This window comes from Collinsella sp. wc0583 (genome assembly GCF_046116915.1).
Lineage (GTDB): Bacteria > Actinomycetota > Coriobacteriia > Coriobacteriales > Coriobacteriaceae > Collinsella.
In genome coordinates this window covers 41762-65848 of record NZ_JBJXBN010000003.1, presented here as the reverse complement: position 1 = coordinate 65848, position 24087 = coordinate 41762, and the positions used below count along the sequence as shown (strand labels likewise).

Sequence of the window (24087 nt, the reverse complement as noted above, 5' to 3'; positions counted from 1 at the left end):
CTGTACCCAGCTCGCACCCTTTCATGACAGGGTTTCGAAAACTCGCCCGATTGCAAGGTTTCTGCCTAAACAACAGCGCCCAAACCCGCAACCCACATGAAGGCCGATGCTATGCTTAAGCTCAACTGTCCCAAGGAGCATATGCCTATGTCTACGTTTTTAAATGCCAGCCCCATCTTTGGGCCCGTTCGCAGCCGTCGCCTGGGCCTTTCGCTCGGCGTCAACATGATGCCGGCCAGCGGCAAAATCTGCACGTTCGACTGCATTTACTGCGAAAACGGTCTCAACGCTGAGCGCCCCTGCCATGAGCCGTACAACATAGCTGCCGTGGCACTCGACGCGCTCGAGGTAAAGCTGCGCGAGATGGCAGCCGAGGGCGAGCTCCCCGATGTAATCACCTTCGCAGGCAACGGCGAGCCCACCGCCGCACCGGAGTTTCCGCAGGCCATCGCCGGCGCCGTCGCGCTGCGCGACGAGCTGGCCCCAAACACCAAGATTGCCGTGCTTTCCAATGGCACGCGCGCCGACCGTCCCCAGGTACACGATGCGCTCATGATGGTCGACGACAACATCCTCAAGCTCGATACGGTCGACCCGGCTTTTATCCAGCTGCTCGACCAGCCCGTTGGCCCCTACGATGTAGAGCACCAGATCGAAACGTTCGCGAGCTTTAACGGTCATGTCATTATCCAGACGATGTTTTTGAGCGGTGAGTACCGGGGCAAGTCTCTCGATAACACCGGCGAGGAGTACGTTGGCCCTTGGCTCTCGGCGCTCGAGCGCATTCGCCCACAGGAGGCGACCATTTACACGGTGGCGCGCGAAACACCGGTCGCCGGCCTTGCTAAAGCGGCGCCCGAGGTGCTCGACAAGATTGCTGCACGCGTGCGCGCCCTCGGCATCCCCTGCCAGGTGAGCTACTAGCAAAACCACGCAGCAGCTATCACTCGCCATCCCGCCCCATCAGTTGCGGTGATATAGTTCCTATTTGTGCTGTTAAACCGCTTAAATCGGAACTATATCACCGCAACTTTTATAGACGCGTGGGTGGGCTATACTAGCTGCGGATGAAAGGAAGTTAGCCATGTTTGACAAAGGACCCGTGCCCGGCCGCAACGACGCTTGCTGGTGCGGCAGCGGCAAAAAATATAAGAAATGCCATAGCACCTTTGATGAGCGCCTCGAGCGCTTGTGGGAAGAGGGCTGGGAGGTTCTGCCCCGCACGCTCTACAAGACGCCCGCCGATATCGAGGGCATCAAGCGCTCGGCCGCCATCAACGTGGGCGTGCTCGATTACGTAGGCGAGCACATCGCCGCGGGCATGACCACCAACCAGATCGACCAGATGATCTACGACTACACCGTCGAGCACGGCGGCACGCCGGCCGACCTCAACTACGAGGGCTACCCCAAGAGCGTATGCACCTCGATCAACGACGTGGTCTGTCACGGTATCCCCTGCGATACGGACGTGCTGCACGAGGGCGACATCATCAACGTCGACTGCTCCACGATCCTGGACGGCTACTTTAGTGATTCGAGCCGCATGTTCTGCATCGGCGAGGTCTCTGCCGAGCGCCAGCGCCTGGTCGACGTCACCCGCGCCAGCGTGGAGGCGGGCCTGGCGGCCGTCAAGCCGTGGCTACCGCTCTCCGTTATGGCCGAGGCCGTTCAAAAGACGGTCGAGGACGCCGGCTTTAGCGTGGTGCGCGAGTACGGCGGACACGGCATTGGCAAGGAGTTCCACGAGGACCCGTTTGTGGGCTTTACCACCGAGGCGCCCGATGTGGACACCATCATGGCTCCGGGCATGGTCTTTACCATCGAGCCCATGGTCAACGCCGGAGCACCCGACATCAAGATTAGCAAGGGCGACGGTTGGTGCGTGCGCACCAAGGACGGCAGTGATTCGGCCCAGTGCGAGGTACAGCTCGTGGTGACCGAGGACGGCTACGAGCTGCTGAGCTGGTAGCCGCAGATGCGCCGGATGCTGACGGGCAAACCCGCTTTGCATCCGGCGTTTTATTTGAACGTTTTGCCTGATAAAACCTGCCAAAATAAACCTGTCCTTTTTTGGCAGGCTGAGCGGAGATGACTGCTTGTGAACATCCTGGTTTTGTTGCCTGTCAACGACCGCCATCGTGCGATCCTCGAGTCGAGCGCTCCAGGCGAGGACTTTATCTACACGAGCGCCGACGCCGCCACACGTGAACAGGTCGCCGATGCCGACGTGATCCTGGGCAACATCGACCCTGGCATGCTCACGGCATGCGAGCATCTCCAGCTGTTGCAATTGCAGACCGCCGGCTATGACGATTACTTGGCCGCCGGCACCGTGCCGGCTGAAGCCAAGCTGTCTTGCTCGATCGGCGCCTACGGGCAGGCCGTGAGCGAGCACATGTTTGCCATGGTCCTTTCCATGATGAAGCGTCTGCCCGGCTATCACGATCTGCAGCGCGAGCATCGCTGGAAGGATTTGGGGCCGGTTACCTCGCTCAAAAACGCCAACGTGCTGGTGCTGGGCGCGGGCGATATCGGCGGTCACTTTGCCACACTCTGCCGCAACATGGGCGCGCACGTCCGCGGCATCAAGCGCCATCCACTCGTCTACCCCATTGTGTTTGAGGACATGGACGGCATGGACGCCCTGTCCGAGCGCCTGGCCGAGGCAGACGTTGTCGCGTCCTTTATGCCCAGCACACCCGAGACCCGCGGCCTGGCGAACGCCGAGTTCTTCGCCGCGATGAAACCGGGTGCCTTCTTTGCCAACGGCGGCCGCGGCGACCTTGTGGTCGCCGACGACTTGGTTGCCGCCCTGGAGTCGGGACATCTCGCCGGCGCCGCGGTCGACGTCACCGACCCCGAGCCGCTGCCCGCCACAAGCCCGCTGTGGGATGCGCCCAACATGCTCATCACACCGCACGTCTCTGGCTGGTTCCATCTAGCCGCCACCCTCAACAACGTCGTCGACATTGCCGCGGAGAATCTGCATCACCTGCAGGCCGGCGAGACGCTTCGCTGCTGGATCGAGCACTGATTGTTCCGGCGTTTTACCAAACGCCGGAACCCCTCGACGCTGCGACCCCCATGGGTTCCGCCGTTCTAACGAACGGCGGACCGGTCGACGCTGCGAGCCCGCCGTTTGGCCAATCTGCCGTTCAATTTCAAAGGCGCGACCAGAAGGTCAGCGCCTTTTCATTTCACGGCACCTTGGCTCAAACGGCAGGCTCTCGCTGACTTTTGCTCAACCTGTGGGGTCTTCAAATTGTTAGAGCGTTGCTAAGTAATTTTTTGCGTCTTCTACACTCATTGCTGCGACGGGCGCATGCGAACAGAGCTTGACATCGTTGGTGACCAGTAAATCTGCTTGGGCGCGTATCGCTGCCGCAATGATTAAATCGTCTTCGTAATCGCTATGGAGCTCACGCTGCCTGCTCGCCATCCATATATCGCTCAGGTCACAGGGCACTGGCGTGGCAAGCTGCGAAAGCACGCTAAGACAATCCCATGCAAGCGAAGTCGCTGCCGTAGCGGCATACTGGGAAAGCGAACCGTGCTCTCGCCGATACCATGCCTTATGTTCGCTTGAAATCAAATAGAACAGGTCTTTGGACGATGTCGCCGCATACAGCAAATCCACCTGCGCCGTGCATGCATCGCGTAAAAACTCAATCGCCACCGAACGACCACGTCGTGAGGGAATGAAATAATCGAGCCACACGTTGGTGTCAACCAAGATGCGCTTTGGAGTCTCACTCATAGAGCCAGCTCATCTCCTCGCCATAGCGATCCGCATAGGCATTCCGTTTGAGCTCTTCGTCGTCCGATGGCTGAGCCTTGACCATATCGATTCCCGACTCACGGCAAGCGGCAGCGAACAGCTTCGACCCCTGATCCATGAGCTCGAGCTTACGTTTGGCGGCCTTTTCGCGCTCGCGCTGTTCCGCCCGGGCACGACTGGGCAGCAGGATATCCTCGAGCGCACCGGGGCGATCGGCCAGCGACGCTGCAAGTTGCCAGAGCGCTCGCACCGCTTGGCTCGGCGTCATACCGGCCCTGGAGAGAGCGGCGTCCCCACTCCTTTTAAGATCGGCATCGAGACGCACGTTGATCTGAGCGGCTGTTGTGGTCATGACCCCTCCTTAATACTTCAAAACTATCATAAAACTCTATGGTAGATACGTAAAGCATGTATAGCATTTATAAGCATTAGCCGTGCTCTGTACACAAAAAGCCGCCGAGGCACACTGCACCTCGGCGGCCACGTATCACAGATCTAGTTCGGTTTCACCCTTTGCATTCGCCCAGATGAAACCTGCCAAAATGAACCTGTCCCTTTTTGGTAGGTTTTAGAGCTCCACGCTTTCGGCGCCGTTGATGGTTAGGTTTCGCTCGTAGAAGGCCGTGAGGGCGCGGATAGCGTACATAACGTCGCGCACGCCGCCGGTCTCGTAGCTCGAGTGCATGGCAAGCTGCGGCAGGCCCACGTCCACAGCATGCATGCTCGCCTGTATATTGGACAGATTGCCGAGCGTGGAGCCGCCGGCCATATCGCTCTTGTTGGCGAAGGCCTGCGTGGGCACGTCAGCGTCATCGCAGATGGCCTGGAACACTGCGCGGCTAAAGGCATCGGTGCAGTAGTGCTGATTGGCGGCTTCCTTGATGACGATGCCGCCGTTGAGCACAACCTGATTGCGAGCGTCGCACTTCTCGGCGTGGTTGGGGTGCACAGCATGTGCATTGTCGCAGCTCACGAGCATCGAGGCGGCAAGTGCGCGATGGTACGACTCGTCGTCAAAGCCCAGCGATCCGTTAATGCGTCGCAACGCATCGGCCAAGAACGTCGACATGGCGCCCTGCTTGGTCTCGGAGCCAACCTCCTCGTTATCGAAGCAGCAGAAGACCGAGACATCGTGCGCGTTCTCGGCGCCCAAAAATGCCTGCAGCGAGGTGTAGGCGCAGGCCAGGTCGTCGAGCTTGGGCGTCGAGATAAACTCGTCAGCCCAGCCCCAAATGCGCGCATCCTGACGATTGACCAGGAACAGATCGCGGCCCAGAATCTGCTCGGGCTCAACGTCCAGCTCGTCGGCGATCAGAGCATCAAAGTCGCCCTGCTTAAGATCACCGGCGCTGATAAGCGGGCAAAGGTCGACGGCTCGGTTGGGAGCAAAGGCTTCGTTAACGCCGCGGTTCATGTGGATAGCAAGGCTCGGAATGATAGCGACCTCGCGCTCGGTGGCAAGTAGACGGCTCTCAATACGGTCGCCCTCACGCACCAACACGCGGCCCGCGAGCGCCAGCGGGCGATCGAACCAGGTGTAGTCGATCATGCCGCCGTAGGCCTCGGTGTTCAGGCGCAGCGTCTCGCCCGCGCCGTCAAGCTCAGGCACGGCCTTGACCTTAAACGTCGGCGAATCGCTGTGCGACGCCGTGAGCTGAAAATGATAGTCACCGGCAACGCCGTCCTCGCCCCACGTCGCGGCCAGGTCCTCGCCCACCTTAAAGGCGACAACGCTCGAGGTGTTGCGCTGCGTGTAATAACGCCCGCCCGGCTCGATGTCCCACGCCGCGTTCTCGGGCAGGTAGGTAAAGCCCGCCTCGTCGAGCTCGGCCATAATGGTCGCCGCCGTATGGAACATGCTGGGGCATGCCTCGATAAAGTCGATAAGGTCGTTGGCAGCCTCGATATCGTCGGCCGTCACATGCGCACGCTCGGGCGTTTCCTGATCCGTCATGCTCTCCCCTTTCGCTGGGTTGATGGTCCCCTCCAGCATACCCCGCCACGCCAGCGCCACACTCTTCATTCCGTGCTTAATTCCGCGCCACTCACCAAGTTGAGCCATCATGCCCGCGCTCCTTTTGCGACAATTGCGCTAACAGGACGAGAGGAGCCGTCATGAAGCCACGTAACATTGCCATCACCTGCGGTGTCGCGGGAGTCGCCGTCGGCCTTGCCGCTGCCACCGGTATCGTTTACCACAAGCAAATCAAGTCCGCCGCGTCGCTCAAACGCTTGACCGGCTACGCGGATGGCTATGACCTGTACGCAATCGACATCGCCTACGACTACGATCTCGATCGCATCATCGCCGCTGGCGTGCGCGACGACCAGGCCTACATCGATGCCGTGGTGGCGCAGGTGCTGCCCGGTGTGCCGGCACATGTCCAGGCGCCCCAGTTTGCCTGCAGCGCTTTTGTCGCCGTAGATGCCGAAGGCCGCGTGCGCACCGGTCGCAATTACGACTTTAAGGACGACACCTCGGCGCTGCTGGTGCGCAATCACCCACGCGGCGGCTATGCTTCCATCGGGCTTGCCGCCCTTAACAACCTGGGCGATAACACTCCGCTTGACTCCGTCGCCGGACGCGCCGCGGCGTTGATGGGCCCGTTTGCCCAGCTCGATGGTGTTAACGAATGCGGCGTGTCCATTGCCGTACTCACTCTGGATTCCAAGCCCTGTGACCAGGACACGCAACGTCCCGTCATCAATACCTCGCTCGCCATCCGTCTGGTGCTCGACCGTGCCGCCACCACGCAAGAAGCTGTCGACCTGCTTTCCGCCTACGACATGCACGCCATGGCAGGACGCGATTACCACTTCTTTATCAACGACGCCGCCGGTGACGCGCGCGTAGCAGAGTGGGATCCGCACGATCCGGACCGCGCTTTCAAAGCGACTCCTGTACGCCAGGTTACGAACTTCTACGCCTGCTATGGCAACGAAGTGCTGCCCAACCAAAAGAATGGCGAACTGGGCCATGGTAAAGAGCGCGCCGTCGCAATCGCCGATGTTCTTGACGCCCATGTCGGTGCCCAGGACGAAACAATTGTCTGGGAAGCCCTGCACGCCGCAGCGCAAGAACCCAATCCGGAAGACATCACCAGCAATACGCAATGGTCGGTCGTCTTTGACAATACCGAACCCGCCGCCGCTATTACGCTGCGCCGCCACTGGGGCGACGTCGACGCCTTCGCACTGTAAGGAGCCAGGCCCGTCGGCCTTACGCTCGCCTGACGTTGCTTACATTTCCATACGCTTGAGCTAACACGTTTTACCCCGTATCAACAGTGTGCGGAGGTAAACTTGTGCGCATGTTATAACTTGCCCGGAAGGATTCATCATGCTTAGGATCGGTCTTCTTACCAGTGGCGGCGACTGCCAGGCACTCAACGCCACCATGCGCGGCATTGTCAAAACGCTTATGACCAACAGCGAAGAGCCTATCGAGATCTATGGTTTTGAGGACGGCTACCAGGGCCTTATCTACAGCAGATTCCGTGTCATGACTCCCGCCGATTTTAGCGGCATCCTCACCCGCGGCGGCACCATTCTGGGCACGAGCCGTACGCCGTTCAAGCGCCTGGACACTCCCGAGGCCGACGGCGTCGAGAAGGTGCCGGCGATGGTCCACACCTATCATAAGCTGCAGCTCGACTGCCTGTTTATGCTGGGCGGCAACGGCTCCACCAAGACCGCCAACCGCCTGCGCGAAGAGGGCCTCAACGTTATCGCCCTACCCAAAACCATCGATAACGACACCTGGGGCACCGAGTTGACGTTTGGCTTTACGAGCGCCATCGACGTCGCTACCAAGTGCATCGACGACATCCACACCACCGCGTCGAGTCACGGGCGCGTGTTCGTTATCGAGATCATGGGCCACAAGGTTGGCTGGATCCCGCTGTATGCCGGCGTCGCGGGCGGCGCAGATGTCATCTTGATTCCCGAGATTCCCTACGACATGGATAACGTCATCAAGACCATTGAGCATCGCATGGAGACCGGCAGCCGCTTTACCATCGTGGCCGTCGCCGAGGGCGCCATCTCCAAAGAGGACGCGGCACTGTCCAAGAAGGAGTACAAGAAGAAGCTCGCCGAGCGCACGAGCCCGTCAATCGTGTACGACATCGCCAAGGAGATCGAAGCCAAGACCGGTCGCGAGACCCGCGTCGCCATCCCCGGTCACACGCAGCGCGGTGGCCAGCCCGACGCTCAGGACCGCATCTTTGCGACCCAGTGCGGCGTCGAGGCCGCGCTTGGCTGCCTGCGTGGCGAGTTTGGCTACATGATTGCCCTGCGCGACGGCAAAATGTGCCACATGCCGCTCGAGGATGTCGCCGGCAAGCTCAAGTTTGTCGACCCCCAGAGTGATCTGGTGCGCGAGGCCAAGGCGTTGGGCATCAGCTTCGGCGACGAATAGCCTCGGCTGGAACCGCCCCCATCGGAGCCCCCAGGGCTTACCTCCCAAATCGTCCTCGGACATGTCAGGACCCCGCCGTGCGCTTCGCGCGGCGGGGTCCTTCCGTCCTGCGGAAAGATTTGGGAGGTAAGCCCTGGGGGGCTCCTGCGGTAACTAGGGAGGCCGAGGCTATTCGTCTTCTTGCTGCGGGTGCCTAGAGTGGGGTGCAGCGTGCATTTTTTGGAGTTTTCAGCAGCCGTGGGTGCCTGCATACTGGATTTTGGGCGAAAAGCAGGCGCCATGAGCCGCATACTGTAAAAATGAGCGATCCTTGAGGTGCCGAGGGCTCATAATCAAGGCTTTCAACGCGGTTTTGTGCACCCATTCCCGCGCCCGCGGACTCCGGGATGCTGAATACTCCGGGATTTGCACGCCGCCCCCTGGGGTACCCGTGGGCAAAAAGCAACCACCCAGCCGAAATATGCATCTGGCGGGGCGGTTTATGCAGTACAGCGGCTGTGGATGCGCATGTCGCTCAGCGTTCTTGCCGACCGATGCAACGTCGTGCGTAGCCCTTAATGTCTTCGGTGAAACCGTCAAGGTCGTCGAGCGTGATAACGTTATCGGAAAGCAAGTTGGCTATCTCATAACGCATGGTGCTGCGGCGAATATCGTTCACAAGCACTCCTGAGGACAGCTTGTCCCTATTGATACGCTCTTCTAACGCCCAAAATCTACTGGACGCTTCACTGCCACCGTTCAGTATCTCGATGTACTGGCCGATGAGCATTTCCATATAGCTTTCTTGCCATTTTGGGAGCAGCTCTTTAAACAGCTTCCAGTCGCTTTCAGTTACCTCGCCCATATTGCCTCCGTTCACCAAACAGACTTAGCCATTCGATTTTTATTCTATTTGGTATTTTCGCTCACAGCCGTGGATGAGGGGACCATCGGTCTTCGAGTTCGAGCTTGAATGAACCGTTTGCTACAAAATGCGCCTAATTACTACGATGATTCGAATGCCTTCGACCATGCCGAAAAGGGTGAAAGTAAAACCGCAGGTAGAAAGCTTGCCGATTTTTGAAAAAGATGGGTGTGGTCGGCCTCATCGAGTTCATCGTAGTAAATCGGCCTTTTTCTTGGCATGCGGCGAGTTAAATGCCAGTTCCCGTGTTGGAATTGCCCTGTCCATTCGTGAGTTGCGGTGAAATCGGGACTGTTAGACGCTCCAAGGTCCTCAACGGTCCGTATTTCACCGCAACTTGGAAGGGGCGAGCGGCGTTGGCCAAGCATTGCTGACGGGTTGGAACGGCTTAGGCTTGTTTGCGGCGCTTCCATTGCTTTCGGCACCAGCACATGAGTGCCTCTATGAAGGGAATCGTGATGAGGATGACCCATGCGGGATGGGGCTGTGCCAAACAAAGCCACATATAGAGGAACCGGCAATGGCGGCTGTTGCATAGACGACGCCGATCAGCTTGGAGAGATGATGTCGGTCGATAAAGTCGCCCATCGCCTCGTAGACGGGAATCAGAAAGACCAGAAAGAGCCCCATACCCCACGTGCCGCAGATGATGCCGAGCGCGAGATAGGCGAGGACGACAAGTGCAGGAAAGGGAAACTCGTTCCATGCGCGACCGATCTTGGTGTGGAAATGCTTGCCATGATGGTCGAGCTTGTCGTGTGCCTCTTTCCAGCTGGAAAACGTCTCGCCGTCGATGGTGACGGTGCCGTCGGCATTGGTATGTACGCTGTGTCCATCGTCCTCTAGCGTATCGATATGCAATCCGCCCGGCCCCACATGGACCTCTTCACCCTTGCGCTCGTTAGCCACGTGGATGCCGCTCCAACCAACATGAACCTCTTCACCTTTGTTGGGGTCGACAACGTGAATGCCGCGTGCAAGGGAAATGTCGACAAGTGGCTTGCCGTCAGGATCCACGTGCTCGGTAGAAGACTCGGCGCCTTCAGACTCGCCTGAATTATTGGCGTCAACGTCATCGTCGGCCGAGGTGTCGACATCGCTAGCCGCTTCCCCATATAGCAACTCATCCAGTGACACGCCATACAGCGCGGCGAGTGCAATAAGGTTATCGGTATCGGGCGAGGATTCGCTGCGTTCCCATTTGCTGACAGCTTGGCGGCTTACGCCCAACTGGGCAGCAAGAGCCTCCTGGGAAAGACCGGCAGCTCTGCGGCGATCGACGAGGCGCTATGCCATCGCAAGATCCATAGTGGTTCCTTTCATGTGGCGACCGTAATCGAATGAGCCGAGTATGCCGAGAATAACCGGTAGCGACCACCATTTCTAGTTAGAATCTGCCCCAACCCTACCGCAACTACGAGTAGCAACCCCCTAATGGCCTGCCATTTCATGACAAATGTTAGTACGCATAACAGCCAAGAGCCCTCTCAATACGTTGCGGTGGAATAGTTCCTGTTTCATGGCTCTGCTATGCCAAACAGGAACTATTCCACCGCAACTTACTATCAGGCCACGCACCCGCAGAGTAGCTACGGGTGCCTAGGGTAGGATGCGGCGTGCATTTTTGGGAGTTTTCAGCAGCCGAGGGTGCCTGCATACTGGATTTTGGGCGAAAGGCGGGCGCTATGGGTCGCGTTCTGTAAAAAATGGCCAGCTCTTGAGGCGTTGGGGCTCAGAATCAGGGCTTCCAGCGCTGTTTTGTGCGTCCGATCCCGCGCCCGCGGACTCCGGGATGCTGAAAACTCCAGAATTTGCACGCCGCCCCCTGGGGTACCTGCAGGCAAAAAGCAACCGCCCCGCCGAAATATGCAATCGGCGGGGCGGTTTATACAAAAAGGCGGTTGTGGACGCGTCAACGGCTCGCTAGAACTTGAATCCCAGAACAGGCTACTCAGCGCTCTTGAGGGCCCCGACCATGTCGATCTTGTTGAGGGTACGATTGGTGGCGAGGTTGACGATAAACGTAAAGCCAAAGGCCAGCAGCACAGATAGCACGTAGCTTAGCGGCTCGACCTCGACGTCAAAGTACAGCGACGGCATCTGCAAAATGTACGTAAAACTCTCGGCCAGCAAGCCGCCCAGCGGCACGCCCAGCGCAGCGCCAATCGCCGTGAGGATCAACGTCTCCTTGTTGACGTAATGGTGCACCTCACCGCGACGGAAGCCCAACACCTTAATGGTCGCCAGCTCGCGCTCGCGCTCGGAGATATTCGTGTTGGACAGCGTAAACACCACCACAAACGATAGGCACGCCGCCATGAAGGTCACGAGCACCACGACCGAATTGATAATCGTAAAGTTCGCCTCATAGTTTTCCCAATGCTCGGCCGTACTCGAAATCGTAAGCCAACCGTCACTCTTAAGATTCTTGCTAAACGCAATCTGGTCGGCCGACGAGCCCTTAAGCAGCACAAAGACGCCGTTAAGACGTGCGCTTCGACCGAACGCACGCTCATAGGTGCCCTGCGTCATGTAAAGCGTGTTGCCCAGATAGTTAAGCGAAATGTCGCTGACTTTGACCTTGGCAACATTGAGCGACGAATCCTGGACGTGAGCCGTATCGCCCGGCTGAATCCCCAGCACCAGCTGTGAACTTTTGCTCAGATACACGTCTCCGTCACGCAAAGGCAGCGGTTCTTTGGACTCATCCTCCAGACGCACGTAATCGCCCAAGTCACTCGTGCGGTTATCGGGCACCACGATCAGCTGCACGGTCTCGCTCTTGCCGCCAAACGTAAAGGTGACGTTGTCGGTCATAATCGGCAGGGTCGAGGTCACGGTCACGTTGAAATCATTGGCCACGCTGCGCTCATCCAATGCCGCGCACGTCTGCGAAAAATCGTCGGGATTGGCGACCGCCAGCAGGTCGTAGCGCGTGATATGCCCGTACTGTTTGGGCGAAAGCGCCACCGACGTGTCGCGAATGCCCATACCGCAGATCACAAGCGCCGTGCAGCCGGCGATACCGAAGATGGTCATAAAGGCGCGCTTTTTGTAGCGGAACAGGTTACGTGCTGCCACCTTGTTCAAAAAGCCCATGCGGCGCCAGATAAAGCCGATGCGCTCAAGCAAGATGCGAGAGCCGGCGCGTGGGGCCTTGGGACGCATGAGCGAGGCCGGGGTCTCGGCCATCTCGTGGCGGCAGGCGATAATCGTAGCGCCCACCACGCCCACGGCAAACAGCGCCACCGAGACGATTGAGGACACGATGTCGTACGAGAGCAGCATCTGGGGCAGCGAGTACATGTCGTCGAACACCGTAAACAGGAACAGCGGCAGGCCCACAAATCCGATGATGTTGCCGAGCACGCCGCCGATCAGACATGCCCACAGCGCATAGTCCACGTATTTGGACAGGATGCGCTCGCGTGAATAGCCAAGCGCCTTGTACAGGCCAATAAGCGTGCGCTCCTCCTCGACCATGCGCGTGGCGGTGGTAAGACTGATGAGCACAGCGACGACAAAGAAGATAAATGGGAAAACCGTGGCGATGGCCTCGATCGAAGAACTGTCGCTCTCGACGCTCGAGTAGCTTGCGATGTTACCGCGGTCCTGAATGTACCAGGTGCATTCGCCCAGATCGGAAAGCTCGGCGCGGGCATCGGCAAAATGCTGGTCGGCGGCGGCGCGGCGCTGGTCCAACTCGGCCTGAGCCTGGACGCGCTCCTCGCTGCCCTCGGCCATACGGTTGATGTTATCCTGCTCGATCCCAAAGAGCATGGCGGCCTGACGCTCGGCCGTATCCAAGCTTGTCGGCGTGTCAACCGTCAACTCCTGGACGCGCGCCTTCTCACGCTCCTCGCGGATCTTCTCGATGTTGCCTTTGACCTCGTTGATCTTTGTCGTGTAGGCATCTGAATAGGAGTTAAGACTCTTGGCTCCCTCGACGATCACGTGGACTGCGGAGTAGGAAGAAGATGTCGCGGCATCTTCGCTCACATAAAACTTATAGTCCGCAGCCGAAGCAGCGCGAAAGGCGTTGACTGTCGAGTCGGAGCTCACGTCGGTAGGATCGAGGACCTCGGCCGTAATGGTGTAATCGCCCGCGGCAAACTGATCCTTGGCACTTTGGTTGGACGAGCTCGCGTCATTGGCGGCAAAACTCACCGTATCGCCGAGCTTTTTGCCCGAAGCCTTCAGGAACTTCGAAGTCACCGCGACCTCATCGGCGCTCTCGGGCAAATCGCCGTTCACGAGCACTGGCTGATCGATGTTCTCCTTGGAGAGACTTTGCACGACCACGCGCTCGCGCGTTGTGCCCACGGCGGTGTAGGCGGTCTCGGTGTAGATGCCCTCGGCCGTCTCGACGCCGTCGACCTCTTGGATAGCCGCAAGATCGTCACGCGTAAGGCCATAGGTCGACTGCACGTTAATGTCATAGACATTCTGCTGGTCAAAATAGGCGTCGACCGAATCGCACAAATCCTCGCAGCCCGCCTTAAGGCCGCACATCACGCTCACGCCAAGCGCAGTGATGACCACGATAGATAGGAAGCGCTTAAGACTGCCCCGAATCGTGCGGTAGATGCCACGGCGAAAAACCGTCGGCACCATATCGTTTGAGCTTTGAGCGGTACGGTAGGTCGCGAACTCCCGGTCGCGGCCCGCGTGCTCCGTATCGTGGTTTTGGCTGTTTTGGCAATCTTGGTCCATGGGCGCTACCACTCGATCGTCTCGATAGGCACGGGATTTTGCTGGACCGTCTCGCTCTCCACGCGGCCGCTCTTAAAGCGGATCAGGCGATCGGCCATGGGCGCCAGCGCGGAGTTGTGCGTGATGATGATGACCGTAATGCCCTGCTTGCGGCAGGTATCCTGCAGCAGCTGCAGGATCTGCTTGCCGGTTTTATAGTCGAGCGCGCCCGTGGGCTCGTCGCACAGGAGCAGCTTGGGGTTCTTTGCCAGTGCGCGGGCGATGGACACGCGCTGCTGCTCGCCGCCCGAAAGCTGCGCGGGGAAGTTGGCGAGGCGCTCGCCCAGGCCAACCTGGCGAAGCGTCTGTTCGGCATCAAGCGAATCGGGGCAGATCTGAGCTGCGAGCTCAACGTTTTCGAGGGCCGTCAGGTTGGGAACCAGATTGTAGAACTGGAAGACAAAACCGACGTCTGCGCGGCGGTATTCCACAAGCTGCGCCTCGTTGGCAGAGCTCACGTCGCGCCCGTCCACCGTCACGGTGCCGGAGGTCGCCGTATCCATGCCGCCCAGAATGTTGAGCGCCGTGGTCTTGCCGGCACCCGAAGCACCCAGAATGATGGCGAGCTCGCCGCGCTCGACCGTAAAGCTCGCGCCGTCGAGCGCATGAATGCGGGCGTCGCCCTCGCCGTATGCTTTGATGACGTCTTTGAATTCGATATAGGCCATCGATTAATTCCCATCTGGTCGGATAACTCTTTAGTATTACCCATTTCCCACCGACCAAAAAGGGACAGGTTTATTTTGGCAGGTTTTATATGGGGAAACGGCAGCTATAGATGAGGCTACGGGGAGGCAGAGACATCATCGACGGGGTCAGGCCGACCGCCAAACACAACGCACGCATCTCTATCTGTCAGCCAAATCATTCGAACAGCTGTTCGTTTCTATGATATGATTCCGCTATCTAAGCAGGCCAATACGCAGAAAGGCGCCAACATGGCGTTCGACTTTAAGAAGGAATGCAAGGAGCTCTACAAACCTGCAAGCAAGCCGAGCATCGTAACTGTCCCGCCATTCAATCTCAGGGCGGGATTCAGTCGGGATTCAGTTTCAACAAACGGCATCATCCGGTAACCGATATGTAAGGCTGTATAAATCATTTCCATTTGCCTAACAAAATGACCGCTCGGCTAACAAGCTCGGCCCATGTCCTCACGCGATGGTACTGTTCTCTAGAGTTCTTATTAGAGAGGGGTGCTCCATGGAGATCACCATCAATCTCGAAATTGGGAAGCTCGGACTTCCCAGGCATCTTGTGCTTGGCATGGATCCAGGAATTGCAAGCTGCGGATTCGCACTTATCGACACAGCCAATCATGAAATCCTGGATTTGGGCGTCAGATTATTTGACTCTCCAACTCATCCTAAAACGGGCCAAAGTCTTGCGGTTATTCGCAGGGGCTTCCGCTCTACCCGTCGAAACATTGACCGTACCCAGGCGCGCCTGAAGCACTGTCTCCAAGTCCTCAAGGCTTATGGCCTCATTCCCCAAGACGCCACCAAAGAGTACTTCCACACCACAAAAGGCGACAAGCAGCCGCTCAAGCTTCGCGTTGATGGACTTGACCGCCTGCTCAACGATCGCGAGTGGGCACTAGTCCTTTACTCCCTCTGCAAGCGCCGTGGATACATCCCCCACGGAGAAGGCAATCAGGATAAATCAAGCGAAGGCGGCAAGGTTCTATCTGCCCTTGCGGCCAACAAGGAAGCAATTGCGGAGACCTCGTGCCGCACCGTTGGCGAATGGCTCGCTCAGCAGCCTCAAAGTCGCAATCGTGGCGGCAATTACGACAAGTGTGTAACGCACGCCCAGCTTATCGAAGAAACTCATATCCTATTTGATGCTCAACGCTCCTTTGGCTCCAAATACGCTTCGCCGGAATTTGAGGCCGCATATATCGAGGTTTGCGATTGGGAGCGTTCGCGCAAAGACTTCGACCGCCGCACGTACGACCTCGTCGGACACTGCTCATATTTCCCAACAGAAAAACGAGCTGCACGCTGCACGCTTACGAGCGAACTCGTTTCAGCCTATGGCGCACTCGGCAACATCACCATCATCCACGAAAACGGGACCTCTCGCGCCCTGAGCGCAACGGAGCGCGATGAATGCATTGCAATCCTGTTCTCGTGCGAGCCAATTCGAGGCAACAAAGATTGTGCTGTTAAATTCGGCGCCCTCCGAAAAGCGCTCGACCTTAGTTCCGGCGATTACTTTAAGGGAGTTCCAGCTGCCGACGAAAAAACGCGCGAGGTGTACAAGCCCAAGGGATGGCGCGTGCTCCGCAATACCCTCAATGCAGCCAACCCCATTCTCCTGCAGCGTTTGCGCGATGACCGCAATCTCGCCGATGCCGTTATGGAGGCGGTGGCATACTCTTCAGCCCTCCCCGTACTCCAAGAGCAGCTTCAGGGGCTACCGCTTTCGGAAGCGGAGATCGAGGCGCTTTGTAGGCTTCCCTATTCATCCAAAGCTCTTAACGGCTATGGCAACCGTTCCAAAAAAGCACTCGACATGCTGCTCGATTGCCTCGAGGAGCCCGAGGTCCTCAACCTTACGCAGGCCGAAAATGACTGTGGCCTGCTGGGACTTCGCATCGCTGGCGCCCAGCTCGAGCGCTCCGATCGCCTGATGCCCTATGAGACCTGGATCGAACGTACCGGTCGAACAAATAACAATCCCGTCGTCATTCGCGCCATGTCGCAAATGCGAAAAGTGGTCAACGCCATCTGCCGCAAGTGGGGCGTGCCAAACGAAATCCACGTTGAGCTTGATCGAGAGCTCAGGTTGCCTCAGCGCGCAAAAGACGAGATTGCCAAGGCCAATAAGAAGAACGAGAAAAATCGCGAGCGCATTGCCGGGCAAATCGCTGAGCTGCGTGGCTGCACGGCAGATGAGGTCACGGGCAAACAGATAGAGAAGTACCGCCTGTGGGAAGAGCAGGAATGCTTCGACCTTTACACGGGCGCTAAAATCGAAGTCGATCGCCTAATTAGCGACGACACCTACACGCAGATTGACCACATCCTGCCGTTCTCTCGCACGGGAGAAAACTCGCGCAACAATAAAGTCCTGGTCCTCGCCAAAAGCAATCAGGATAAACGCGAACAGACACCTTACGAATGGATGTCCCACGACGGTGCGCCTTCATGGGATGCTTTTGAGCGTCGCGTTCAGGAAAACCAGAAACTCAGCCGTCGCAAAAAGAACTTCCTGCTGGAAAAAGACCTTGATACCAAGGAAGGCGAATTCTTAGCACGCAGCTTCACCGACACCGCCTATATGTCGCGAGAAGTATGCGCTTACCTCGCCGACTGCCTGCTGTTCCCCGATGATGGCGCAAAGGCACATGTTGTTCCTACCACTGGCAGAGCGACCGCATGGCTGCGTCGCAGGTGGGGGCTTAACTTTGGTTCGAATGGCGAAAAAGACCGCTCGGACGATCGTCACCATGCCACCGATGCTTGTGTGATTGCAGCATGTAGTCGAAGCCTCGTGATTAAAACCGCTCGAATCAACCAAGAGACACACTGGAGCATAACCAGAGGTATGAACGAGACCCAACGCCGCGATGCCATCATGAAGGCTCTCGAAAGTGTTATGCCCTGGGAAACCTTTGCGAACGAAGTACGCGCGGCGCACGATTTCGTCGTACCCACCCGCTTTGTTCCGCGTAAGGGAAAGGGCGAGTTGTTCGAGCAGACGGTCTATCGCTATGCCGGCGTTAATGCACAGGGCAAAGACATTGCTCGCAAGGCGAGCTCCGATAAGGACATCGTCATGGGCAACGCCGTTGTGTCGGCAGACGAGAAGTCGGTCATCAAGGTGAGCGAAATGCTGTGTCTGAGGCTCTGGCATGACCCGGAGGCCAAGAAGGGGCAGGGCGCTTGGTACGCAGACCCCGTCTATAAGGCGGATATTCCTGCACTTAAGGATGGGACGTATGTGCCCAGGATTGCGAAGCAAAAATATGGGCGGAAGGTCTGGAAAGCCGTTCCCAATAGCGCTTTAACTCAAAAACCACTCGAAATATATCTGGGTGACCTCATTAAAGTCGGGGATAAGCTCGGTCGCTACAATGGCTACAACATTGCAACGGCCAATTGGTCCTTTGTTGACGCTCTCACGAAAAAGGAGATTGCATTCCCCTCGGTTGGAATGCTCTCAAACGAATTGCAACCGATAATTATTCGCGAGAGCATTCTCGATAATTAAGGCCAATAGGGGCGATTTAACTTCCAAAAATCGCCCCTTCCCGATATGCGTTTACCTATTTCCAATTTCCACATTACAGCAATGTTTATGACGGGGTCTTCTGGCTGTAGCGAATCGCCTTACACATACATCCTTCCGAAGGCAATAGACTTAGCTTAGCAAAATGTCCCCTGATTGCCTGACCTTGAGCACGCACCCTTCCCCAAGGTGATACGCTTATCTCATTGACGTACCATCCACACCAAGTGTCTTGAGCACGCGCCCTTCCCCAAGGTGATACGCTGAGCTCGAGGAGCTCAAAGCCAAGCCGGCAGTCTTGAGCACGCGCCCTTCCCCAAGGTGATACGCTCTAGAGTGTTTTGATGGCGAGTGCCGCCATGTCTTGAGCACGCGCCCTTCCCCAAGGTGATACGCTTGCCGTGTCGTTCCGTCTCGTGTTCCTATATGTCTTGAGCACGCGCCCTTCCCCAAGGTGATACGCTAGCAGGCGGGCGATTTTCTTCGACGCTTTCGTCTTGAGCACGCGCCCTTCCCCAAGGTGATACGCTGCGGGCGGGATGCGTGCGCCGTTTTTGTCAGTCTTGAGCACGCGCCCTTCCCCAAGGTGATACGCTGTCTAACAGTCCATCGTCTGTATCTGCGTGGTCTTGAGCACGCGCCCTTCCCCAAGGTGATACGCTTACCAATGATGTAACAGTCACCTATTCTCAGTCTTGAGCACGCGCCCTTCCCCAAGGTGATACGCTTCTGCAAGCCTTAAGGATGTTGACAAGGATGTCTTGAGCACGCGCCCTTCCCCAAGGTGATACGCTGCGTGCGTCCTCCCAGCCTTTGCAGAAGTAGTCTTGAGCACGCGCCCTTCCCCAAGGTGATACGCTGACCGACACGGCGTCCTACATCTGCTACAAGTCTTGAGCACGCGCCCTTCCCCAAGGTGATACGCTAGAACTGAAGGCCAAAATCTCGCGCTATAAGTCTTGAGCACGCGCCCTTCCCCAAGGTGATACGCTGTTGAAACCCTTCAGCAATGACGCCTGAGTGTCTTGAGCACGCGCCCTTCCCCAAGGTGATACGCTGAGATGGATGAACTCGGGTATTGTCTCGCAGTCTTGAGCACGCGCCCTTCCCCAAGGTGATACGCTCTACGACTGGTGGAATGTGAACCAGGTCAAGTCTTGAGCACGCGCCCTTCCCCAAGGTGATACGCTGGAACAGCCGGTCGTTCTTCTTGCACAGGTGTCTTGAGCACGCGCCCTTCCCCAAGGTGATACGCTGCTCACCATCACCAACGAGAAGACGCGCAAGTCTTGAGCACGCGCCCTTCCCCAAGGTGATACGCTCGAGCACGCTGTCTGGATCTGGGCCAATATGTCTTGAGCACGCGCCCTTCCCCAAGGTGATACGCTCGTTCAGAAATTGCTGGCCCAGCAGTAAGAGTCTTGAGCACGCGCCCTTCCCCAAGGTGATACGCTATCCCACGCCACCGCCAAAGAGAGTGTCGAGTCTTGAGCACGCGCCCTTCCCCAAGGTGATACGCTTGACCAAGCCGCATGCCATGGAAGGTTTTGGTCTTGAGCACGCGCCCTTCCCCAAGGTGATACGCTGGCCTGTGAAATACCATGCGAGCTCACCCAGTCTTGAGCACGCGCCCTTCCCCAAGGTGATACGCTGAAGCCCACGGCTACGATATCGCCGTTTAGGTCTTGAGCACGCGCCCTTCCCCAAGGTGATACGCTATGTGCGCACAGAAAAGCCCCTTTAACAGGGGCTTTTCTGTTTCAGACCTCAAAAAAAGAAGACTGATTCGGCCTCAGATCTACATCTGCGATTCATTTTTTTCGAGACAAAAAGCGTCGGCACGTCGCGCTTCACGCAAGAAAAGAGCCGTATTCGGCACAGCGATTTATGTACTTTTCTTCACAACCGAATCAATCCTTAGGCGAAAAAACGCTCAAAAGGACCCGCCTAAATGCTATTCATCGCTACCGTTTACGGAATACTGGCTAACACTCGCCCAAAAAAGTTCGCCCCGCCCAATCCGAAGATTGAACGGGGGTTACTTTACGGGTAAGCCACTTAAGTGGCTCCCCTTGTCTGGAGCCGCGCCCTTCCCCAAGGTGAGCTGCTTTCGACTTAGCTGTATTGTAGCGCTAATGCGGGGAAGGTCGTCGACAAAATGGCCCAACGGACAATACTTATCCAGAGCAAGGCCCACCTCTGCATCAAGAACGGCCTATTGATGATCACCGTGGACGACCGCAGCTCCACCATTCCCCTCGAGGACATTTGGGTCGTCATCGTCGAATCCCATCAAACCACGATGACGGTCGCCTGCATGTCGCAGCTTAACGACGCGGGAATAGGCGTCATGATCTGCGGGCGCGATCATATGCCCAATGGTCTCATGCTCCCAATGGGCGCCCATTCGCGCCATGCGCGCATCGTCGAGGATCAGCTTGCCATGAGCCTTCCGTTTAAAAAACAGCTTTGGAAACGAATCGTTCAGGCAAAGATACTCAACCAAGCGGCGGTTCTCACAGAAATGGGGTTGTCTACAGGCCCTCTCCCCTCTTATGCCAAAACCGTTCTTTCGGGCGACACGGACAATCGAGAAGGCGCAGCTGCCTCCGCGTACTTTAAAGCCCTCATTACCGATGGAACAAGACGCAACAGTATGCAAAGCTCCGCTCTCGACTACGGGTACAGCGTCTTGCGCGCGGGCATCGGAAGAGCAGCCGTTGGCGGTGGATGGCTCGTATCCCAGGGGCTTCACCATCACAGCGTTTACAACGCGTTTAATCTTGTCGACGATCTTATTGAACCGTTCCGCCCTCTCGTCGATCTAATTGTTATGAGCTACGGCGTTGCAGAGCCTTTGAGCCAGCGCGACAAAGCGTTGCTCGCCCGCGTGTTTGAGCACGTCATGACTATCGACGGAAAACGTTGCGGCTGTCAGCAGTGCATAGAGACAACGCTCTCTTCACTCAGAACTGCCGTTCTCGAAAAGGATCCTAAGAGGCTGTTGTTGCCCGAGCTAAAAGGGCTCGAGATGGTAACTGTTGAATAGGGAGGAGCCATGAGGGTTATGAGGTTATTGGTTCTGTTCGATCTTCCAACGGGAAGCAAAGCCGAGCGTCGGCAGTATAGCGACTTTCGAAAGTTTCTGATTAACGACGGATACCATATGGAGCAGTTTTCGGTGTATTCGCGCCTGTTGGTGACTCGCGAATCCGCAGCGGCGCATATCGCTCGCCTTAAGCTGAATCTTCCAAGCGCTGGAGAGGTCACCGTTATCGAAATGACCGAAAAGCAATACGAAGACCGAATGGTCCTTCTGAGCGAGCACAAGGAGCAGCCCGTTGAGCAGGGCGCGCAGTTAACGCTTGTGTTTTGACGTTGCCGCCTCCTGCGCGCTTGACCTTCCCGGTCTGGCCGGCTTGCGGTGCTGGACATCGCGTTTGGTATGGTAGGTGGAGCTTTTGCCTGGTGTCTTGCCCACGCCAAGACCCTTGCGGCGCGACTGTTCCCCAACCCCTATGTGCGCATCGCCGTTATGGGTCTTATGCTGTCAGCGATTCTGCTCGCACCCATCCTTATTGGCTGCGAAGTCTTCGGCTTTGGCAACTTGCCGATGTTCTTTATTGCCTGCGTCGTGGCTTATCTGTTCAACATGGACAAATCTATCTACGCCCTGCAGGAGCGGGCGTAGATAGATGTCCAAGCAAGTGGTCTCAACCGGAAACGGCGTCCCACTCTGAGGCTGTATTCCGGGACACGGTTTCCGCTTGGAACGCCATTCGGAAAGCGCGTCCCGTTCTTTCACGGCGTCTTGGCCATGCAAAGTGCCCTGGCGTTACTCCTCGTACGCGCCCTCAAGCCGGAGCAGCCATTCCTTGCGGTCAAGCCCGCCGGCATATCCGTTGAGCGATCCGTCGGCCGCCACCACGCGATGGCACGGCACGATAATCGAAATGGGATTACGCGCGACCGCAGCCCCCACAGCACGGGGAGATACAACGGGCGCCTCGTTTCCCGGTACACGATGTCGAGCCGCAACACGCCGGGCGATCTCGCCATACGTGGCAACCTCGCCACGCGGAATGGAAAGCAGCTCAAACCAAACCTCGCGCTGAAACGCCGTGCCGATCATATGTAACGGCGGCGTAAACCGAGGTTCCTGCCCTGCAAAATAAGCATTCAGCCAAGCCCAGGAACGTTCAAGCACCGAAGAGGCTACACCATTTGCGGGACTCACCGACGACATGCCGCCAGCACCAGAAACCGCATCGGCACCTTCAACGTACTCCGCATCTTCTTTGAGAAGCGTGGAGCCAAAGTGCTCCTGCCCCTCAAACCAAAGCCCCGTCAGACCGCGGCCATCAGCGGCAAGCAGAATCTCGCCCAAAGGCGAAGCAAACGTCGTCGTGACCACCAGCGGCTCCTTTCAAAACTCCGCACCATAATACCGCGAATTGTGCAGACAACCCCAATCGACCCCAAAGTCACCCAAGGCAGCAGGCGCAACAGCGCCGCAGCTGCCGGCGGCGCTCCACAGTCCCAAAAGGCGGCAGGCGCGAAGCGCCGGGGTCGCCGCCGGGACTAGGGCCCGCAACAGCCACGTGCCCCCACATCAGCCCAGCGGCCCCAACCGACAACGACCCCATCGCAGATCGCTTGCAGCAGCGTCGCCGCAGGCGGGGGCTGGGCTTAGTTTTCAGAACACTCCGCAGACCAGTGTGGCGCCTTGTCCGCAGCTCCGAAGGAGCAGGACAAGGCGCCACACATGGTCGAGGACGTTCTGAAAACTAAGCCCGGCCCCCGCCGGACAGGTCACACTACTCGCAGAGCAGCTTAGCGATCTGGACGGCGTTGGTTGCCGCGCCCTTACGGATTTGGTCGCCGCAGCACCAGAAGGTGATGCCACGCGCGGCCTCGGGGTTCGAGATGTCGCGGCGCACGCGACCGACCCAAATCAAATCCTGGTCGGACGTATCCATCGGCATGGGGAAGCGATCGTGCGCATCCTCGGCAGCCATATCGTCAACCAGCTTGACGCCGGGAGCGGCAGCCAGCGCAGCACGGGCCTCGTCAACCGTAATGTCGCGCTCAAACTCAAGCGTAATGCTCTCGGAGTGCGAGCGCAGCACGGGCACGCGCACGCAGGTGCAGTTCACGCGCAGCTCGGGCAGGTGCATGATCTTGCGGCCCTCGTTTTGCAGCTTCATCTCCTCGGAGGTAAAGCCCTCCTCCTTGACGCCGCCAATCTGCGGAATCAGGTTGCTCGCCAGCTGGGCGGCAAATGCGCGCGGCTCGGGAATCTCCTCGCCGCGGCCCAGGGCGGCCAGCTGAGCCTCGAGCTCGGCCATACCGGGAGCGCCGGCACCCGAAGCCGCCTGATACGTGGAGACGATCATGCGCTTCACGCCGGCGAGCTGATGCAGCGGCCAGGTGGGAACCAGGCCGATAATGGTCGCGCAGTTGGGATTGGCGATAAGGCCGTGATGCCACTTGATGTCGTCGGCATTGATCTCGGGCACGACCAGCGGCACCTCGGGGTCCATGCGGAAGGCGTGGCTGTTGTCGACCACGACGGCGCCGCACTTGACGGCCTCGGGCAGCAGCTCCTTCGCGATGTCGTCGCCGGCGGCGCCAAGTACGATGTCACAGCCCTCAAAGGCCTCGGGGCAAGCCTCCTCAATCACGATCTGCTCGCCGCGGAACTCGACGGTCTTGCCCGCAGAGCGCGCGCTCGCCAGCAGCTTGAGCTTGCCAACCGGGAACTCCTGCTCGTTGAGGCACTCGAGCATTTGGGTGCCCACGGCTCCCGTCGCGCCCAAAATAGCAACCGTGTACTGTTTCATGCTTCCCCCTTTAAAGGTTATGGCTTTTGCCTGCACGCCGAGCAGGCCGATTGTTGTTGCCAGTGTATACAAGAACGGGGCGGACACGAAACCCGCCCCGTCGAAACGAAACCGAAACGAAACGCCCCGCCGTAGATTTTTGAGACATGAC

General features: G+C 57.9%; 17 protein-coding genes, 1 pseudogene and 1 CRISPR repeat array. Of the genes and pseudogenes, 9 read left to right on the top strand and 9 right to left on the bottom strand.

Features of this window, described 5'->3' with window-relative positions; all coding sequences use genetic code 11:
* Positions 1-147 precede the first annotated feature (147 nt).
* From ACKUUJ_RS03195 to ACKUUJ_RS03185, 3 genes are all read left to right on the top strand, one after another.
* The gene (locus ACKUUJ_RS03195) at positions 148-924 is read left to right on the top strand and encodes a radical SAM protein (RefSeq protein ID WP_409064639.1); all 777 of its coding nucleotides are present in this window, start codon (positions 148-150) and stop codon (positions 922-924) included.
* Between the two features lie 160 nt (positions 925-1084).
* The gene (gene map / locus ACKUUJ_RS03190; protein ID WP_368138163.1) at positions 1085-1972 is read left to right on the top strand and encodes a type I methionyl aminopeptidase; all 888 of its coding nucleotides are present in this window, start codon (positions 1085-1087) and stop codon (positions 1970-1972) included.
* A gap of 129 nt (positions 1973-2101) precedes the next feature.
* Positions 2102-3037, top strand: a complete 936-nt coding sequence (locus tag ACKUUJ_RS03185; protein WP_409064638.1) for a D-2-hydroxyacid dehydrogenase — start codon at positions 2102-2104, stop codon at positions 3035-3037.
* A 231-nt stretch (positions 3038-3268) separates the two neighbouring features.
* Here the strand turns inward: ACKUUJ_RS03185 and ACKUUJ_RS03180 are convergent, their stop codons facing one another.
* The 3 genes from ACKUUJ_RS03180 to ACKUUJ_RS03170 all read right to left on the bottom strand — a co-directional run bounded on the left by ACKUUJ_RS03180 (position 3269) and on the right by ACKUUJ_RS03170 (position 5735).
* Positions 3269-3760, bottom strand: a complete 492-nt coding sequence (locus ACKUUJ_RS03180) for a PIN domain-containing protein (protein WP_409064637.1) — start codon at positions 3758-3760, stop codon at positions 3269-3271.
* A complete protein-coding gene (locus ACKUUJ_RS03175; RefSeq protein ID WP_124786494.1) occupies positions 3753-4133 on the bottom strand; it encodes a translation repressor RelB in 381 nt (126 codons plus the stop codon). The genes ACKUUJ_RS03180 and ACKUUJ_RS03175 overlap by 8 nt, the downstream gene beginning before the upstream one ends.
* 216 nt (positions 4134-4349) lie before the next feature.
* Positions 4350-5735 carry a M18 family aminopeptidase gene (locus ACKUUJ_RS03170; protein ID WP_409064636.1) on the bottom strand — a complete coding sequence of 462 codons (1386 nt, stop codon included), beginning with the start codon at positions 5733-5735 and terminating at the stop codon, positions 4350-4352.
* Between the two features lie 161 nt (positions 5736-5896).
* Between ACKUUJ_RS03170 and ACKUUJ_RS03165 the strand changes: the two genes are divergently transcribed.
* Positions 5897-6982, top strand: coding sequence for a carcinine hydrolase/isopenicillin-N N-acyltransferase family protein (locus ACKUUJ_RS03165; protein WP_409064635.1), 1086 nt, complete (start codon positions 5897-5899; stop codon positions 6980-6982).
* Between the two features lie 139 nt (positions 6983-7121).
* Positions 7122-8201 (top strand): 6-phosphofructokinase, encoded by a 1080-nt coding sequence (locus ACKUUJ_RS03160; RefSeq protein ID WP_409064634.1) that lies wholly within the window; start codon positions 7122-7124, stop codon positions 8199-8201.
* A gap of 514 nt (positions 8202-8715) precedes the next feature.
* On the opposite strand, the gene ACKUUJ_RS03155 is transcribed toward ACKUUJ_RS03160, so the two are convergent.
* From ACKUUJ_RS03155 to ACKUUJ_RS03140, 4 genes and pseudogenes are all read right to left on the bottom strand, one after another.
* The gene (locus ACKUUJ_RS03155; RefSeq protein WP_118227329.1) at positions 8716-9045 is read right to left on the bottom strand and encodes a multidrug transporter; all 330 of its coding nucleotides are present in this window, start codon (positions 9043-9045) and stop codon (positions 8716-8718) included.
* Positions 9046-9546: 501 nt separating this feature from the next.
* Positions 9547-10371: pseudogene (locus ACKUUJ_RS03150) on the bottom strand (helix-turn-helix domain-containing protein); the annotation flags it as partial.
* Between the two features lie 681 nt (positions 10372-11052).
* Entirely contained in the window at positions 11053-13818 is a 2766-nt protein-coding gene (locus ACKUUJ_RS03145) for an FtsX-like permease family protein (RefSeq protein ID WP_409064633.1), read from the bottom strand.
* A gap of 5 nt (positions 13819-13823) precedes the next feature.
* Positions 13824-14525: an ABC transporter ATP-binding protein gene (locus ACKUUJ_RS03140; protein WP_117635686.1), complete on the bottom strand. Its 702-nt coding sequence runs from the start codon at positions 14523-14525 to the stop codon at positions 13824-13826.
* 535 nt (positions 14526-15060) lie between these two features.
* Here ACKUUJ_RS03140 and cas9 point away from each other — a divergent pair.
* The 4 genes from cas9 to ACKUUJ_RS03120 all read left to right on the top strand — a co-directional run bounded on the left by cas9 (position 15061) and on the right by ACKUUJ_RS03120 (position 21784).
* Positions 15061-18075, top strand: coding sequence for a type II CRISPR RNA-guided endonuclease Cas9 (gene cas9 / locus ACKUUJ_RS03135; protein WP_409064632.1), 3015 nt, complete (start codon positions 15061-15063; stop codon positions 18073-18075).
* 181 nt (positions 18076-18256) lie between these two features.
* Positions 18257-19811: direct repeats of the CRISPR family, unit length 36 nt; unit sequence GTCTTGAGCACGCGCCCTTCCCCAAGGTGATACGCT.
* A gap of 440 nt (positions 19812-20251) precedes the next feature.
* Positions 20252-21142, top strand: a complete 891-nt coding sequence (gene cas1 / locus ACKUUJ_RS03130; protein WP_409064631.1) for a type II CRISPR-associated endonuclease Cas1 — start codon at positions 20252-20254, stop codon at positions 21140-21142.
* Between the two features lie 9 nt (positions 21143-21151).
* Positions 21152-21469 carry a CRISPR-associated endonuclease Cas2 gene (gene cas2 / locus ACKUUJ_RS03125; RefSeq protein WP_195445652.1) on the top strand — a complete coding sequence of 106 codons (318 nt, stop codon included), beginning with the start codon at positions 21152-21154 and terminating at the stop codon, positions 21467-21469.
* 69 nt (positions 21470-21538) lie between these two features.
* Complete coding sequence (locus ACKUUJ_RS03120) at positions 21539-21784, top strand: hypothetical protein (protein WP_409064630.1); 246 nt, start codon at positions 21539-21541, stop codon at positions 21782-21784.
* 144 nt (positions 21785-21928) lie between these two features.
* Here the strand turns inward: ACKUUJ_RS03120 and ACKUUJ_RS03115 are convergent, their stop codons facing one another.
* Positions 21929-22507 carry a methylated-DNA--[protein]-cysteine S-methyltransferase gene (locus tag ACKUUJ_RS03115; RefSeq protein ID WP_238057754.1) on the bottom strand — a complete coding sequence of 193 codons (579 nt, stop codon included), beginning with the start codon at positions 22505-22507 and terminating at the stop codon, positions 21929-21931.
* A 403-nt stretch (positions 22508-22910) separates the two neighbouring features.
* Positions 22911-23936: an aspartate-semialdehyde dehydrogenase gene (locus ACKUUJ_RS03110; RefSeq protein ID WP_409064629.1), complete on the bottom strand. Its 1026-nt coding sequence runs from the start codon at positions 23934-23936 to the stop codon at positions 22911-22913.
* Positions 23937-24087: the final 151 nt, after the last annotated feature.

Excerpts from the sequence above, each read along its gene's own strand:
- map (WP_368138163.1), top strand. The coding sequence starts at position 1,085 with ATGTTTGACAAAGGACCCGTGCCCGGCCGCAACGACGCTTGCTGGTGC.
- cas1 (WP_409064631.1), top strand. The coding sequence starts at position 20,252 with ATGGCCCAACGGACAATACTTATCCAGAGCAAGGCCCACCTCTGCATC.
- cas2 (WP_195445652.1), top strand. The coding sequence starts at position 21,152 with ATGAGGGTTATGAGGTTATTGGTTCTGTTCGATCTTCCAACGGGAAGC.
- ACKUUJ_RS03140 (WP_117635686.1), bottom strand. The coding sequence starts at position 14,525 with ATGGCCTATATCGAATTCAAAGACGTCATCAAAGCATACGGCGAGGGC.
- ACKUUJ_RS03155 (WP_118227329.1), bottom strand. The coding sequence starts at position 9,045 with ATGGGCGAGGTAACTGAAAGCGACTGGAAGCTGTTTAAAGAGCTGCTC.
- ACKUUJ_RS03120 (WP_409064630.1), top strand. The coding sequence starts at position 21,539 with ATGGTAGGTGGAGCTTTTGCCTGGTGTCTTGCCCACGCCAAGACCCTT.
- ACKUUJ_RS03160 (WP_409064634.1), top strand. The coding sequence starts at position 7,122 with ATGCTTAGGATCGGTCTTCTTACCAGTGGCGGCGACTGCCAGGCACTC.
- ACKUUJ_RS03180 (WP_409064637.1), bottom strand. The coding sequence starts at position 3,760 with ATGAGTGAGACTCCAAAGCGCATCTTGGTTGACACCAACGTGTGGCTC.
- ACKUUJ_RS03175 (WP_124786494.1), bottom strand. The coding sequence starts at position 4,133 with ATGACCACAACAGCCGCTCAGATCAACGTGCGTCTCGATGCCGATCTT.
- ACKUUJ_RS03110 (WP_409064629.1), bottom strand. The coding sequence starts at position 23,936 with ATGAAACAGTACACGGTTGCTATTTTGGGCGCGACGGGAGCCGTGGGC.
- ACKUUJ_RS03170 (WP_409064636.1), bottom strand. The coding sequence starts at position 5,735 with ATGACGGATCAGGAAACGCCCGAGCGTGCGCATGTGACGGCCGACGAT.
- ACKUUJ_RS03145 (WP_409064633.1), bottom strand. The coding sequence starts at position 13,818 with ATGGACCAAGATTGCCAAAACAGCCAAAACCACGATACGGAGCACGCG.
- ACKUUJ_RS03195 (WP_409064639.1), top strand. The coding sequence starts at position 148 with ATGTCTACGTTTTTAAATGCCAGCCCCATCTTTGGGCCCGTTCGCAGC.
- ACKUUJ_RS03165 (WP_409064635.1), top strand. The coding sequence starts at position 5,897 with ATGAAGCCACGTAACATTGCCATCACCTGCGGTGTCGCGGGAGTCGCC.
- cas9 (WP_409064632.1), top strand. The coding sequence starts at position 15,061 with ATGGAGATCACCATCAATCTCGAAATTGGGAAGCTCGGACTTCCCAGG.